This window comes from Brachybacterium paraconglomeratum (assembly GCF_039541415.1).
Taxonomy (GTDB): domain Bacteria; phylum Actinomycetota; class Actinomycetes; order Actinomycetales; family Dermabacteraceae; genus Brachybacterium; species Brachybacterium paraconglomeratum_A.
Genome location: NZ_BAABGE010000005.1, coordinates 215,353 through 228,539, shown reverse-complemented (window position 1 = coordinate 228,539; position 13,187 = coordinate 215,353). Strand labels below are relative to the sequence as shown.

Annotated in this window: 13 protein-coding genes and 1 tRNA gene; 5 read left to right on the top strand and 9 right to left on the bottom strand. The window is 69.4% G+C overall.

Features of this window, described 5'->3' with window-relative positions; all coding sequences use genetic code 11:
• The first annotated feature begins 24 nt into the window (after positions 1-24).
• Positions 25-2,148: a 4-alpha-glucanotransferase gene (gene malQ / locus ABD893_RS08625; protein ID WP_345078381.1), complete on the top strand. Its 2,124-nt coding sequence runs from the start codon at positions 25-27 to the stop codon at positions 2,146-2,148.
• Here malQ and ABD893_RS08620 read toward each other — a convergent pair.
• The 4 genes from ABD893_RS08620 to ABD893_RS08605 all read right to left on the bottom strand — a co-directional run bounded on the left by ABD893_RS08620 (position 2,135) and on the right by ABD893_RS08605 (position 4,842).
• Complete coding sequence (locus ABD893_RS08620) at positions 2,135-2,608, bottom strand: S-ribosylhomocysteine lyase (protein WP_345078378.1); 474 nt, start codon at positions 2,606-2,608, stop codon at positions 2,135-2,137. The two genes, malQ and ABD893_RS08620, sit on opposite strands and share 14 nt — an antisense overlap.
• Before the next feature lie 111 nt (positions 2,609-2,719).
• A complete protein-coding gene (locus ABD893_RS08615; protein WP_345078375.1) occupies positions 2,720-3,265 on the bottom strand; it encodes a LysR substrate-binding domain-containing protein in 546 nt (181 codons plus the stop codon).
• A gap of 42 nt (positions 3,266-3,307) precedes the next feature.
• Positions 3,308-4,135: an alpha/beta fold hydrolase gene (locus ABD893_RS08610; protein ID WP_345078372.1), complete on the bottom strand. Its 828-nt coding sequence runs from the start codon at positions 4,133-4,135 to the stop codon at positions 3,308-3,310.
• Entirely contained in the window at positions 4,132-4,842 is a 711-nt protein-coding gene (locus ABD893_RS08605; protein ID WP_345078369.1) for an alpha/beta fold hydrolase, read from the bottom strand. Before ABD893_RS08605 ends, ABD893_RS08610 begins: the two co-directional genes overlap by 4 nt.
• Before the next feature lie 182 nt (positions 4,843-5,024).
• Here ABD893_RS08605 and ABD893_RS08600 point away from each other — a divergent pair, with 182 nt between their 5' ends.
• Together ABD893_RS08600 and ABD893_RS08595 are read left to right on the top strand one after the other, a co-directional pair.
• A complete protein-coding gene (locus ABD893_RS08600; RefSeq protein ID WP_345078366.1) occupies positions 5,025-5,372 on the top strand; it encodes a hypothetical protein in 348 nt (115 codons plus the stop codon).
• A gap of 143 nt (positions 5,373-5,515) precedes the next feature.
• Positions 5,516-6,364: an NAD-dependent epimerase/dehydratase family protein gene (locus ABD893_RS08595; protein WP_345078363.1), complete on the top strand. Its 849-nt coding sequence runs from the start codon at positions 5,516-5,518 to the stop codon at positions 6,362-6,364.
• Positions 6,365-6,471: 107 nt separating this feature from the next.
• On the opposite strand, the gene ABD893_RS08590 is transcribed toward ABD893_RS08595, so the two are convergent.
• Positions 6,472-7,446 (bottom strand): LysR family transcriptional regulator, encoded by a 975-nt coding sequence (locus ABD893_RS08590; RefSeq protein WP_345078359.1) that lies wholly within the window; start codon positions 7,444-7,446, stop codon positions 6,472-6,474.
• A 75-nt stretch (positions 7,447-7,521) separates the two neighbouring features.
• On the opposite strand from ABD893_RS08590, the gene ABD893_RS08585 reads away from it, so the two are divergent.
• On the top strand, positions 7,522-8,361 hold the full coding sequence (locus tag ABD893_RS08585) for an aldo/keto reductase (RefSeq protein WP_345078356.1): 840 nt from the start codon (positions 7,522-7,524) through the stop codon (positions 8,359-8,361).
• Between the two features lie 56 nt (positions 8,362-8,417).
• Positions 8,418-9,350 (top strand): aldo/keto reductase, encoded by a 933-nt coding sequence (locus tag ABD893_RS08580; protein ID WP_345078353.1) that lies wholly within the window; start codon positions 8,418-8,420, stop codon positions 9,348-9,350.
• Positions 9,351-9,429: 79 nt separating this feature from the next.
• On the opposite strand, the gene ABD893_RS08575 is transcribed toward ABD893_RS08580, so the two are convergent.
• From ABD893_RS08575 to ABD893_RS08560, 4 genes are all read right to left on the bottom strand, one after another.
• Positions 9,430-9,502, bottom strand: a tRNA-Ala gene (locus tag ABD893_RS08575).
• Between the two features lie 100 nt (positions 9,503-9,602).
• On the bottom strand, positions 9,603-10,496 hold the full coding sequence (locus ABD893_RS08570; protein WP_345078350.1) for an inositol monophosphatase family protein: 894 nt from the start codon (positions 10,494-10,496) through the stop codon (positions 9,603-9,605).
• Between the two features lie 58 nt (positions 10,497-10,554).
• Complete coding sequence (locus ABD893_RS08565) at positions 10,555-11,880, bottom strand: D-arabinono-1,4-lactone oxidase (RefSeq protein ID WP_345078347.1); 1,326 nt, start codon at positions 11,878-11,880, stop codon at positions 10,555-10,557.
• A gap of 95 nt (positions 11,881-11,975) precedes the next feature.
• Positions 11,976-13,187: an alanine racemase gene (locus ABD893_RS08560; protein ID WP_345078344.1), complete on the bottom strand. Its 1,212-nt coding sequence runs from the start codon at positions 13,185-13,187 to the stop codon at positions 11,976-11,978.

Sequence of the window (13,187 nt, the reverse complement as noted above, 5' to 3'; positions counted from 1 at the left end):
GCTTCCGGCCGCTACGATTGCCCCATGGCCCCAGATTCCTCAGCGCTGCGTGATCTCGCCCGCGACCTCGGTGTCAGCACCCAGTACTGGGGCTGGGACGGCACTCTCAAAGACGTCGCCGACGACACTCTGCACGCGATCCTCGCCGCGCTCGGTGCGTCCGCGACCAGCGAGGAGGATGTCTCCTCTGTGCGGAGCGAGCGCGAGCGTGCCCCCTGGACGCGCACGCTCCCCCCGGTGACGGTGCTGCGCGAGGACCGCGCGACCACCGTCCCCGTCCACATCGACCACGGCACCCCGGTGAGCCTGCACGTGCAGCTCGAGGACGGCGGCCGTCGCGATCTCTACCAGGCGGAGGACAACACCCCGCCCTTCGAGTTCGACGGGGCTCTGCGGGGCCGCGCGCGGTTCCATATCCCGCTCGGGCTGCCCCTGGGCTGGCATCGCCTGGTGGCCGAGACCGCGCAGGGCCCCGTCGAGGCGGACCTCGTCATCACGCCCGCTCGGCTGACCGTCCATGCGGAGTTCGCGACCCAGCGCGCCTTCGGGCTCCAGGCACAGCTGTACTCGGTCCGCTCGGAGCGCTCCTGGGGCATCGGCGACCTCGCCGACATGCGCGATCTCGCCGCGATCAGCGGTGCGCGCCATGGCGCGGACTTCCTGCTGGTCAATCCGTTGCATGCCTCCTACCCGACCCCGCCGGTCGAACCCTCCCCCTATCTGCCGGTCACGCGTCGCTTCACCAGCGCGCTCTACCTGCGGATCGAGGACGTCCCCGAGCACCGGGAGCTGCCTGACTTCGCCCGCCAGCGGGTGAGCCTCCTGCGCAAGGAGGTCTCCGGCTGGAATGACCGCGTGGACCGCCTCGAACGCGATGACGTGCTCGCAGCGAAGCTGCAGGCGCTCGAGGAGCTGTTCGCGGTGCCTCTGACGGCAGGGCGCCAGGCCCTGCTGGATGCCTACCGCGCCCGGGAGGGGCAGGGGCTCGAAGATTTCGCCCTGTGGTCCGCGATCGCGGAGTCCGTGCGCGGCACGGCAGATGAGGCCTGCCTGCAGGATCTCGATGAGGCCACCCTCGGGCAGGCCCGTCGCGAGCTGTCCGGGCGGATCGACTTCCACGTCTGGACGCAGTGGCTTCTGGACGAGCAGATGGGCGCCGCGCAGGCCGCGGCCCGCGACGCCGGGATGCGGATCGGGATCATGCACGACCTCGCCGTCGGGGTCGAGCAGGTCGGCGCCGACTCCTGGCGCCTGCGCGAGGTGCTCGCCGGCGGCGTCGGCGTCGGCGCGCCGGCCGATCAGTACAACCAGCAGGGCCAGAACTGGCATCAGCCGCCCTGGCACCCCGAGAGGCTGCGAGACGCGTCCTATCGGCCGTGGCGGGACATGCTGCGCACCCTGATGCGCCACGCGGGAGCGCTGCGGATCGATCATGTGCTCGGGCTGTTCCGGCTGTGGTGGATCCCTGAGGGCCATGAGGCGGCCGACGGCGCCTATGTCTCCTACGACCATGAGGCGATGATCGGGATCCTCGTGCTGGAGGCGCAGCGCTCAGGCACGCTGGTGGTCGGCGAGGACCTCGGCACCTTCGAGCCGTGGGTGCGCGACTATCTCGTGGACCGCGGGATCCTGGGCACCTCGATCCTCTGGTTCGAGTACGACGGCGAGGGCCATCCGCTGCGCGCCGAGGACTACCGCACCCTGTGCATGGCCTCGGTGAACACGCACGACCTGCCGCCTACGGCTGGCTACCTGGCAGGCGACCACGTGGCGCTGCGCCATGAGCTGGGACTGCTCGAGCGGGATCTGGCCGAGGAGCTCGAGGCCGACGCCACAGGTCGCGAACAGGTACTCGACGTGCTCCGCGGCGAAGGACTGCTCGAAGAGGGCGCGGATATCGAGCAGACCGTGCTGGCCCTGCACCGACATCTGGCGCGGACCCCCTCCATGCTGCTGGGCGTCTCGCTCGTGGACTGCGTGGGTGAGCGACGGATCCAGAATCAGCCGGGCACCGATGAGGAGTATCCGAACTGGCGGATCCCGCTCGCGGACGCGGGCGGCGCCCCGGTGTCGATCGACGACCTCGCGACCGACGAGCGCACCGCGCGCCTGCTGGCGGCGGTGCGCGAGGGCATCAGCTCGCGGTGACCTGAGCCCAGGCGGCCCGCTGGTCGAGAAACTCGCGGGCGGCCGCTTGTGCACCCTCGAGGTCATGGTGCGCACCCCAGCCGCACTGGATCTCGTTGGCGGCGGGCACCTCCGTCGCGGTCAGCAGGTCCTGGAGTGTGGCCTCGAGGACCGGGGCGAAGCTCTCGGTGGTGTGATCGCCGACCAGCAGCACGTAGAAGCCGGTGCGGCAGCCCATCGGGGAGACGTCCAGGACGTCACCCGAGTGGTTGCGCATGTGCTCGGCCATCATGTGCTCGAGCGAGTGCACGGTCTCGGATTCGAGATGCGCGACATTGGGCTGGGTGAAGCGCACATCGAGCTTCGTGAGCACGTCGCCGCCGGGCAGCTCCTTGCGATCCGCGATGCGGAGGTAGGGCGCGGCGACGGTGCGGTGGTCGAGGTTGAAGCTCTCGACGTTCATGCGGGGCTGATCGGTCATCGGTGATGCTCCTTCGTGAGGCTCGTCCCGGAGGACTCATGCGGGGTTTTGTTCGTGGGACTGCTTCGTGGGCTTGCCGGTGCGGCCGCCTGCGCGCTGGGAGGGAGGAGTTCAGCGACTGGAGCGAGAGGTGCGGCCGCGGACCACACCGACGAACTCCTGACGCACCGGATCATCCGCTGCGCGCGGCCAGGCCAGGGCGATGCGCGACGGTTCGGCATCCCGCAATGGCCGGGAGACGGCGTCCTTGCGGTGGTGAAGACGGGCGAGCGAGAGGGGGATGCGGGTGTAACCGACCCCAGCGGCGACCACCGCGATCCGTTCTGCCGCGTCGTCGAGGTGGGCGGAGGGGATCTCGGTCTCCGCTTCCAGATCTTCTTCGCCGATCTCGTCGAGCAGGCTGAGCTCGTTGTCGCTGCCCACCATGACGGCGGCCCGCTCTTCCCAGAGCGAGACCATGTGCAGCTCCGCTGCCACCAGTGGCAGGCGCACGAAGCACATGTCGACCTCTCCTGCCGTGAGCGCCTCGTGCTGACGCGAGAGCGGCACGGGGATCAGCTCGAGCCAGGCATCCCGGTGGCCGGACTTCCAGCGGCGCATGAAACGGTCGGGTTCGACGCCGGGCACGAAGCCGACACGCAGTGGAGTGGTGTGCATCCCCCCAGCTTACGACCCGTCGACCGGTTCTCCCCGCTCCTGTCAGGCCGGTTCCTGTCGAGCTTTTTCTTGCTGAGCCTGTTCCCGCTGGGCACGAGCGAGCACTCGAAGCAGATCAGCCGTGAAGCGGCCAGGTGTCTTGAGGTTCACCATGTGGTCGCCGTACGGGAGCACCTCCAGCCGCCCGTGCGGAGCGGCGGCCGCGAGGCTCCGCTCATGGGCACGCAGATGGTCGCCACGGCCGTGCAGGAAGGTGACCGGGGCATCGATCTGGCGCAGATCCTCGTGCAGGTCCAGGGAGGCGACCGCGGCGAAGGCGGGAGCGACCACTGAGCCGTCCGCCCGGCCGCCCCGCAGGTAGGCGCGGGCTCCGTTCTGCCCGAGGATCCAGGTGAAGAGGTCCCCGCTCACGCCGGTGCGCATGCCCGGCACAAGATCTGTTCCCCGCACCAGGGCCCCGTACAGGCGGGCGCCGCGCGGGCCCGGCTGCAGAGCCGCCCCACACGCGGTGAGCGAGCCGAGCATCCCCGGGATGGTGGAGAGGCGGCTGGCGGTGTGGATCGCGAGCATCCCGCCGAGGGAGCTGCCCACCAGGTGCACGGGCTCACCGGAGCGCTCGTGGCTGTGGCGGACCGCATCCTGGATCGCCGCGACGGCGGTCTCGAGGGTGAACGGATCACCGCGTCGAGCGCCATGCCCGGGCAGGTCCGGGGTGGTGACCGGGTGCCCCGCGGCGCGCAGGGAAGGCAGCTGGAGGTCCCACTGGCTGTGAGAGGTGCGGGTGCCGTGGATCAGGACCACCGGCCAGGGGGCCTGCCGTTGCGCCGCTGGATCTGCTCCGGCCGGCACGGCGGCGCCGTCTGGATTCACAGCGTCACGCTCGCTCGCGCGGCACGGTCCAGCAGCTTCGCGAACCGCTTCGGGCGGGAGAGGTTCGCGACATGGCCGGCATCGGAGAGGATCACCAGCTCGGCATCCCGGGCGGCTTCGACGAACAGGGCCTCGTGACGTCGGAACGGATCGTGCTCGCCGTTGAGGAAGGTGATCGGGACGTCGATCTCTGCGATGTCGGCGAGCAGATCGAGACCGCCGATGAGCCGCACCACCGCGCGGACCACCCCGTGGGCGCGACCACCGCCGTAGTATCGCTTGGACGCTTTTCGGGTGTGGCGGCGGGCGAAGGAGCGGGCGACCCTGGCGTCGGAATCTCCGGGCAGCCAGTCCTTCATCGAGATCCACAGCCCGTAGAGGCGCGCGGTCGCGGGGCCCGGCACGATCGTGCAGTCCGCCGCGACCACGGCGGCCAGCCGGCCCGGATGAGTGCCTGCCCAGTGCAGGGTCAGGTAGCCGCCGAGGGAGAGCCCGACCAGCAGTGGTGGCTCAGTGCAGGAGGCGACGGCCTCGTCTATCGTCTCCAGCGCTCCCTCGAGGGTGAACTCTTCTTCGCGACGACGGCCATGCCCGGGCAGGTCCGGGGCGATCACCTCATAGCCGCGCTCGCGCAGACGACGCACCTGTCCCTTCCACATCGTCCGCGAGGAACGGATGGCGTGGATCAGCACGATGCTCTGCGTCATGGACTTCCTCTCCCCGCTCAGCTCTGCCCTACCGGAACCACCCCGCGCGACTGAGCCCTGCCCAGCCCTGCTCAGTCTTGCCGCTCAATCCTCCCAGACCACGGGGTCCTACGGGTAAGGCCACGTCGCGGGACTGCTGGAAGAAGACTGCTGGAAGCAGGCAGCACAGATAGCCTGCGCCCATGCCCAGCTATCGCATGCACGTGCCCATCGGGAGCCTCCACCCCGGCTGCTCCCCCGCTGATGTCATGGACCAGGCCGTGCTCGCCCTCGGCACCCTGCACGTGGTCGAGCAGAAAGAGGTGGAGGCACCGCTGGTGGGCGGCCGACGGGTGGGGCGGGTGGCATTGCGCTTCGCGGTTGACGCCACCGTGCGCAGTACAGAGGATGCTGACGCGCGCCACGCCCTCGCCGTGGTCATAGAACACCTGGAGGACACCGCCGCACGCGTGGGACCCGGCAGCGCCGTGGTGCTCACCCGAGGTATGGGCGGCCGGTTCCGCCCGATTCCCGCGGCCACCGGTCACTGAGCACTGAGCACTGAGCACTGAGCACTGAACACTGAACACTGAACACCACCAGACCGCAGCCGACGGCGTTGCCACAGCCGATGGCGCCGCCGCAGTCGGCGGCGCTGCTGCAGTCGATGGCACTGATAGGGCAGGATGACCGCATGAGAATCGCAGTGACAGGTGGCTCGGGCAAGCTCGGACGCACGGTGGTCAGCAGCCTCCGCAGCCATGGACATCTGGTCGTCAACCTCGACCAGTCCGGGGAACGAGGCCCCGGCTTCGTACGCATCGACCTGCGTGACGCCGGCCAGGTGCTCGACGCGTTCACCGGCATCGACGAACAGGCACCGGACGGGTTCGACGCCGTCGTGCACCTCAGCGCGATCCCGGCGCCGGGGCTCGCGTCCAACACGGCGACCTTCCAGAACAACATGGTCAGCACGTACAACGTGTTCAACGCCGCGATCAAGGCCGGCATCACGAACATCGTCACCGCCTCGAGCGAGACGGTCCTCGGGCTGCCCTTCGACACCCCTCCGCCGTATATCCCGGTCGACGAGGAGTACGCGGCGCGCCCAGAGTCGACCTACTCGCTCTCCAAGCACCTCGAGGAGCAGATGGCGATCGAGCTGACACGCTGGCATCCGGAGCTGAAGATCATCGCGCTGCGCTTCTCGAACGTCATGGACGAGGCGGATTACGCCGAGTTCCCGTCCTTCGACGCCGATGCGACGCTGCGCAGATGGAACCTCTGGGGATATATCGACGGTCGCGACGGCGCCGAGGCCGTACGTCTCGCGCTCGAGCACCCGGCCCCCGGCTTTGACCGCTTCATCATCGCCGCCGCCGACACCGTGATGTCGCGCGACAACACCGAGCTGGTCGCCGAGATCTTCCCGGGGGTTCCGGTGCACGGGGACATCGCGGGCAATGGGACCCTGCTGTCGATCGACAAGGCACGCGCCATCCTGGGCTTCGACCCGCAGCACAGCTGGCGCAGGCTGGCATGAAAATCTGAGCGCAGCACCTGCGCTCGGGCACCAGCGCAGTCCTTGACCTTGCTGCCCTGAACCTTCCGGCTGCCGCCGTGCTCGCCCGACCCGTCGACGTGCCGTGCCTATCCGTCGACGTGCTGTGGAGTCCGGGCCTCCACGTCCAGCTCACGGGCGAGCGCATCTGCCTGGTCGCAGAGATCCGTGCCATCGGTGCCCAGACAGGTCTCTCCGAGCAGCTCGAGCAGCATCCCCGCGGGGATATCCGTCCGCTCGTGCATCGGGCTGATCGCGCTGACGGTCCACTCCAGGGAGGTAGCCCCGGGCAGAGACGCCCGCACCAGCCCTTCAGCCTGCGGCTTCGCCGCGACATGCTGCGGGACGATCGCGATGCCGAGGCCACGCCTGACCAGGTCGAGCAGGGTGTGGACATCGTTCACGCTGCAGCGCACCCGGCGGGAGATCCCATGCGCCGCCAGCGACTCGTCGTTGAGGGTCCGCACTCCCCAGGAAGCACTGAAGTCGACGAACCCCTGGCCGTCCAGCAGCTCCCAGCTGAGCTCCGAGCGGGCGGCCAGCGGATGCTCAGGAGGCAGGAGCACCACGAGCGGCTCATGGCCCAACGGCAGATGCCGCACGGCCCCCAGGTGGCGAGTGGTCGCGACGAAGGCGACGTCGAGGTGCCCGGTGCGCACGGCATCGACCAGCTCATGGGAACCCGACTGGACGAACTCGGTCTCCACCAGGGGATAGCGGCGGTGGAAGCGCTCGAGAAGCGCAGAGACGTCGACCAGGCCGAGGCACTGCTCGGCACCGATCCGCAGCGAACCGGTGACGGTACGGCTGACCCGGACCACGGCATCACGGGCCCTGGCCGCCTCATCGAGGATCGCCCGGGCGTGCGGGACCAGCGCGTGGCCCGCGGCAGTGGGCTCGACCCGGCGAGTGGTGCGGTCGAAGAGAGGCGTGCCGAGCTCCGCCTCAAGGCTGCGGATCGCCGAGGACAGTCCCGACTGGGAGATGCCGGCGAGTTCCGCCGCGCGGGTGAAATGGCGCTCCTCGGCGAGGGCGACCACGTATTCCATCTGACGAAGTTCCATTCACCGCTCCTGCTTCTCAATCCCATCGATGCGAGCTGTTGGACGTATAGATTACGCACTTCTAGTCTGTCCTGCATGACATCAGTCCCCACCCTCACCCTGAACTCCGGCCACCTCATCCCCCAGCTCGGCTACGGCGTCTTCAAGGTCGCGCCGGCCGAGGCCGAGGAGGCAGTGAGCACCGCCCTGGAGCTCGGCTACCGACACATCGACACCGCCGCGATCTACGGCAATGAAGAAGGCGTCGGCGCAGCGATCGCACGCAGCGGCATCCCGCGCGAGGAGCTGTTCGTGACCACCAAGCTGTGGAACGACCACCAGGCAGGCGAGGCGCCGCACGATGCGATCCGCTCCAGCCTGGAGAAGCTGGGCCTCGAGTACGTGGACCTCTACCTCACGCATTGGCCGACGCCGGAGAAGAACACCTTCTCGAACGCCTGGGAGAAGCTCATCGAGATCCGTGACGCGGGACTGTCCCGCTCCATCGGGGTCTCGAACCATCTGCCCGAGCACCTGGACCGCATCGTCAAGGACACCGGGGTCGTCCCTGCCGTCGACCAGATCGAGCTGCACCCGGCCCATCAGCAGAGCGATATCCTCGCGTGGGCGGCCGAGCACGGCATGCACATCGAGTCGTGGGGCCCGCTGGGGCAGGGCAAGTACCCGCTGTTCGAGGCCCCGGCCGTCGCCGCGGCCGCCGCAGCACACGGGGTTTCCCCTGCGCAGGTGGTGCTCCGCTGGCACCTGCAGCGCGGCATCATCGTCTTCCCGAAGTCGGTCCACCGTGAGCGCATGGCCCAGAACTTCGACGTGTTCGGCTTCGAGCTCACCGCTGACGAGATCACGACGATCGATGCTCTCGATCCTCGCGACGGCTCCGGGCGTGTGGGCGGCCACCCGCTCGAGGTCAACTGACCGCCCCAGTCCACCACGATCACGACCACCACCACCAGATCGGCAGGATCTCCACCATGAAGACCTTCACCATGCCGGGCACGGATATCACCGCGTCCAACGTGACCCTGGGCCTGATGCGCATCCAGGACAAGACCGATGACGAGGTGCGGACCCTGATCCGCACTGCACGAGAGGCGGGCATCAGCTTCCTCGACCATGCCGACGTGTACGGATCCGACCTGCACGGCTGCGAGCGGCGCTTCGCCGAGGCGCTCCAGCTCTCCGCGAGCGAGCGCGCCGACTGGGTGATCCAGACCAAGGCGGGGATCGTTCCCTCGGGCCCGTACTTCGACTTCTCCTACGAGCACCTCATCGAGTCCGTCGAAGGGTCTCTCGAGGCGCTGGGCACCGATTACATCGACATCCTGCTCCTGCACCGGCCCGACGCACTGGTGGAGCCCGACGAGGTCGCTCGGGCCTTCGACGAGCTCGAGGCCGCGGGCAAGGTGCGCCACTTCGGTGTCTCCAACCACACGCCCCGCCAGATCGATCTGCTGCGCAAGTCCGTGAGCCAGCCGATCGTGGCCAATCAGGTGCAGCTCTCGATCACCCACGCACCGCTGATCGCCCAGGGCGTGGCGGCCAACATGCAGGCTCTCGATCAGTCGATCACCCGCGATGACGGGCTGATCGACTACTGCCGGCTGCATGACATCACGCTGCAGGCGTGGTCACCGTTCCAGGCCGGATTCTTCAACGGACCGTTCCTCGGCTCCCCGGACTATCCGGAGCTGAACGAGGTCATCGATCGCCTCGCGGCGAAGTACGACGTCCCCGCGATCGCGATCGCCGTCGCCTGGATCACGCGCCATCCCGCCCAGATCCAGGTCGTCCTCGGCACCACCACCCCGCAGCGGGTGGCCGATGCTGCGCTCGGCTCCGAGGTCCCTCTCGAGCGCTCGGAGTGGTACGAGCTGTTCCGCGCTGCGGGGTACACGGTCCCCTGATCCCGGACGACCCCGCTACGAACACAGAACCGCCCTTCCGGATACTTCCGGAAGGGCGGTTCTGATCTCTGACCTGCGGTGGAGCTAGGGGGATTCGAACCCCCGACCTTCTCATTGCGAACGAGACGCGCTACCAACTGCGCCATAGCCCCATGTCGCTGAGCGACCCCGACAGATTAGCACCGCGGCCGCAGTGCTGTCGCATCGAGATCAGTGTCTTGAGGAAGGTCACAACCTCTCTCACATCAGGTCTCACGTCAGGGCGTCGCGCAGCTCCTGGAGCTCTTCCTGCACGGTGTCGAGCACGGCGACGCGCTCCTGCCCGGTGCAGGCCACATAGGCAGGCTGCAGGTGATCGGGGCGCACCACGCCGCCCTCGCCAGGCCAGGTGCGCAGCGAGCCGCCGGCGCGACGCAGGATGTGGAAGCCGGCCGCCACGTCCCAGGAGTTGATCGCGGTCAGTGCCGTCGCGTCGGCCCAGCCGGCGGCGACATAGGCGAGTTCGAGCGCCGCCGAGCCGAGGTGCCGCACCGCGGAGACCTCATCCTCGAGGGAGCGCAGGGAACGTGCCGCGTAGTCGGGGAACTGGGCGCCGACGCGCTGGCCGGGGAACCCTGCGAGCACCAGGGCATCGGGCGCCGACCGAGTGGCGCGGGGTCGCAGCACGCGGCCGTTCAGGGTGGCGTCGCCATCGGCGGCGGCGAACACCTGACCGAGCACCGGGGCGTCGATCACGCCGGCGACCAGCTCGTCGCCGATGGTCACGCCGATCGAGATGCAGAACAGCGGCAGGCCGGCGGCGAAGTTGCTGGTGCCGTCGATGGGGTCGACGTAGAAGCTGACCACCGGCTCCGCGCCCTCAGCGCTCGTGGCGGACTGCTCGGCCGGACGCTCCCCGCCCTCTTCACCGACGATGCGGGCGGTGGGCAGCAGCCGTCGCAGCTCGGAGACGATGATCTCCTCGCTGGCCCGGTCGTGTTCGGTGACGATGTCGTGACTGGAGGTCTTGTACTCGCGGGCCATGCCGTCGCGGTCCAGGCCGCGGATGTATTCGGCGGCGGCGAAGGCCGCGGCGGTCGCGATGTCCAGCAGGTGCGAGGGAGAGGGGAGGGAATCGGACGGGGTGCGGGGCGCGGTGGTGTTCATCACCGCCAGGCTAGCCCGGTCCGTCGGCACCGGGGCTTCCGCCTGCGGTGCGGACAGCTCAGCTGCCGGGCTGATCCTCCAGCAGGTGGCGCAGATAGGGAGTCATCAGCAGACTCGCCGGGTCGACGGCGCGGCGCACGGCCTGGAAGTCCTCGAAGCGCGGATAGAGGCGCGAGAGCTCGCGGGCGCCGAGCCAGTGCTGCTTGCCCCAGTGCGGACGGGCCCCGAAGTCCGCGAGCGTCCGCTGCACCAGCAGCAGATAGGGCCCCGCCTCTTCTGCGTGATACCGGTGAGCGGCGATGTAGACCGTGTCGCGGCCAAAGGCGGTGGACAGCCAGACGTGGTCGGCGGCGGCACGGCGCACCTCGAGCGGAAAGGTCACGCGCACCGACTCCTCCTCGAAGCGCTGCTGCAGCGCGGCGAAGGCGTCCTCGAAGCGCTCCGCGGGCAGCGCCCACTCCGACTCGTGGAAGCGCACCCGGCGCGGAGCGACATAGACCGCGGCCGAGTCATCGACAATCCTGGGCCCAGCGAACACGTGAGAGGCGATCTCTGCGGCGGGCCTGCTCAGCGAGGGGATGGCTGCTGCGCTGCGGCAGAGCAGCTCCCACGCCCCGTTGCCGAGCAGCTCCTGCTGGAACAGCTCGATGGCACGGGCAGGGCGCTCCCGCGGGGTGGCCGCCGGCACACGATGCATGGTCCGCACAGTGGCGCGATCGGTGCGGGGGAACCAGAAGAACTCGTGATGGTCAGTGGTATCCGAGATGGTGAGGAAAGAGCGGGTGGTCGCCTCGATCGGCTCGGTGCTCTCGACGAGCTCGAGCCGATAGGCCGGAATGCACTGCAGCGTCACCTCCAGGATCACGCCGATGGCGCCGAGCCCCAGGCGGGCCGCCTCGAACAGCGCCGGGTCGCGGTCCAGCGAGGTGTCCACCACGGAGCCGTCCGGCAGCACGAGCCGCAGAGCGCGCACCATCCCGGCGAAGCCGGTGAAGCGTGCGCCGGTGCCGTGGGTGCCGGTCTGGATCGCTCCGGCGATGGACTGGCGGTCGATATCCCCCATCACCGACAGCGCGAGTCCATAGGGGGCCAGCAGCTCGGCCACCGCCCACAGCCGCGTGCCGCCGCGCAGGGTGACGAGACCCGTTGAAGGATCCGCCGCGACCAGGCCCTGATAGCCGTCCAGCGACAGAGTGATTCCGTCGGTCGCTGCGAGGGCGGAGAAGGAGTGGCCACCACCGATCACCCGCAAGGAGCAGGCGCGGGCGCGGGCGACAGCAATGGCTGCGACCACTGAATCTTGCGAGGTGGGGCGCAGCACCTGCTGCGGTGTCCACCGCACGGCTCTGCTCCAGGTGCGGAGGGTCATGGTGCTCGTCGGCATCGGCCGCTCCTTCGGGGCTCGGTGGTGTGGATCGCAGGCCCCGGGGTCTGGAACCTACGCCGAGGTGGCACGGAGGGAAGAACGGGGAAGACTGTTCAGAGGAAGACTGCACCTTCCCCGCGATAGGTGGGTTGGGATCCGACGATCTGGTCGCCGCGGACCAGCAGGTAGCTCGCGAAGTGCTCTGCGGGCTCACCGGCCTTGGCATGGCGCAGCCAGACGGTGTCCCCCACTCGCAGCCTCTCGGCGGCGGGCCCGAGGACGGGGGTCTGCACCTCCCCCGCTGCCTCCTGGGTGGCGAAGGTGAGACCTGTCGGGTGCGCGATGGTGGGGAGGCGGTCCGGTCCGGGCACCCCGCTGGCGATCCATCCGCCGCCGAGCAGGGTCGCCACGTTCGGGGAGGGTCGGCGCACCACGCTCACCCCGAGCAGCAGGGCAGGGCGCGGGGCGAAGTCTCGGTAGTGGTCGAACAGCCCGGGGCCGATCAGTCCCGAGCCGGCCGCGATCTCGGTCACCACGTCCTCGGCGGCTGTGGATTCGATCGACCCGGTGCCGCCGCCGTTGACGAACTCGAGCTCGGCGACCTCCCGCACCGCAGCGACCACCTCGGCACGGCGCGCGGCGATCTCCGGCCGGGAGAGCCCCTTCATGGCGCGCACCGCAGCGCCGTAGGGGGTGCGGGCGGCGTCGGTCACCCCGGCGATGTGGCCCTCGTAGGCCATGAGCCCTACCAGTGCGAGTTCCGGTCTGGCCTGGATCTCGCGAGCGAGGTCCACGGTCTGCGCCGCGGTGCGCAGCGGGGAGCGGAAGGCGCCGAATCGCACGCCGGGCGCCGGTATGTAGGAGACATCGAGTTCGAGGGCGAGGCGGAATCGTCGGCCCGCGGACAGGGGGCGCAGATCGGAGGTGGCCTCGAGGAGCAGGTCGAGGTGCGCGGTCTCATCGACCATCAGCGTGATCGCGTCCAGCGCCTCGGGGAAGATCGCGAGTCGGCGCAGCGCTCCGCGTTCGGCGGTCGGGTAGGCGACCACGACATCTCGCGCCCCGTGCTCGACCAGCCACAAGGCTTCGGGCAGGGTGAAGGCGAGGATTCCGGCGTACTCGGGCCGGGCGAGCACCCGGTCGAGCAGGCCCCGCAACCTCAGCGATTTCGAGGCGATGCGCAGCGGGGTGCCGGCGGCACGGCGCGCGAGATCCTCGGCGTTGGCGTCGAAGGCGTCAAGATCGAGGACCGCGACCGGCCGTTCTTGATAGCCCTCGCGGGCGAGCAGGGTCTCGAGGCGGCCGAAGTCTCGGCCCGCGCGCAT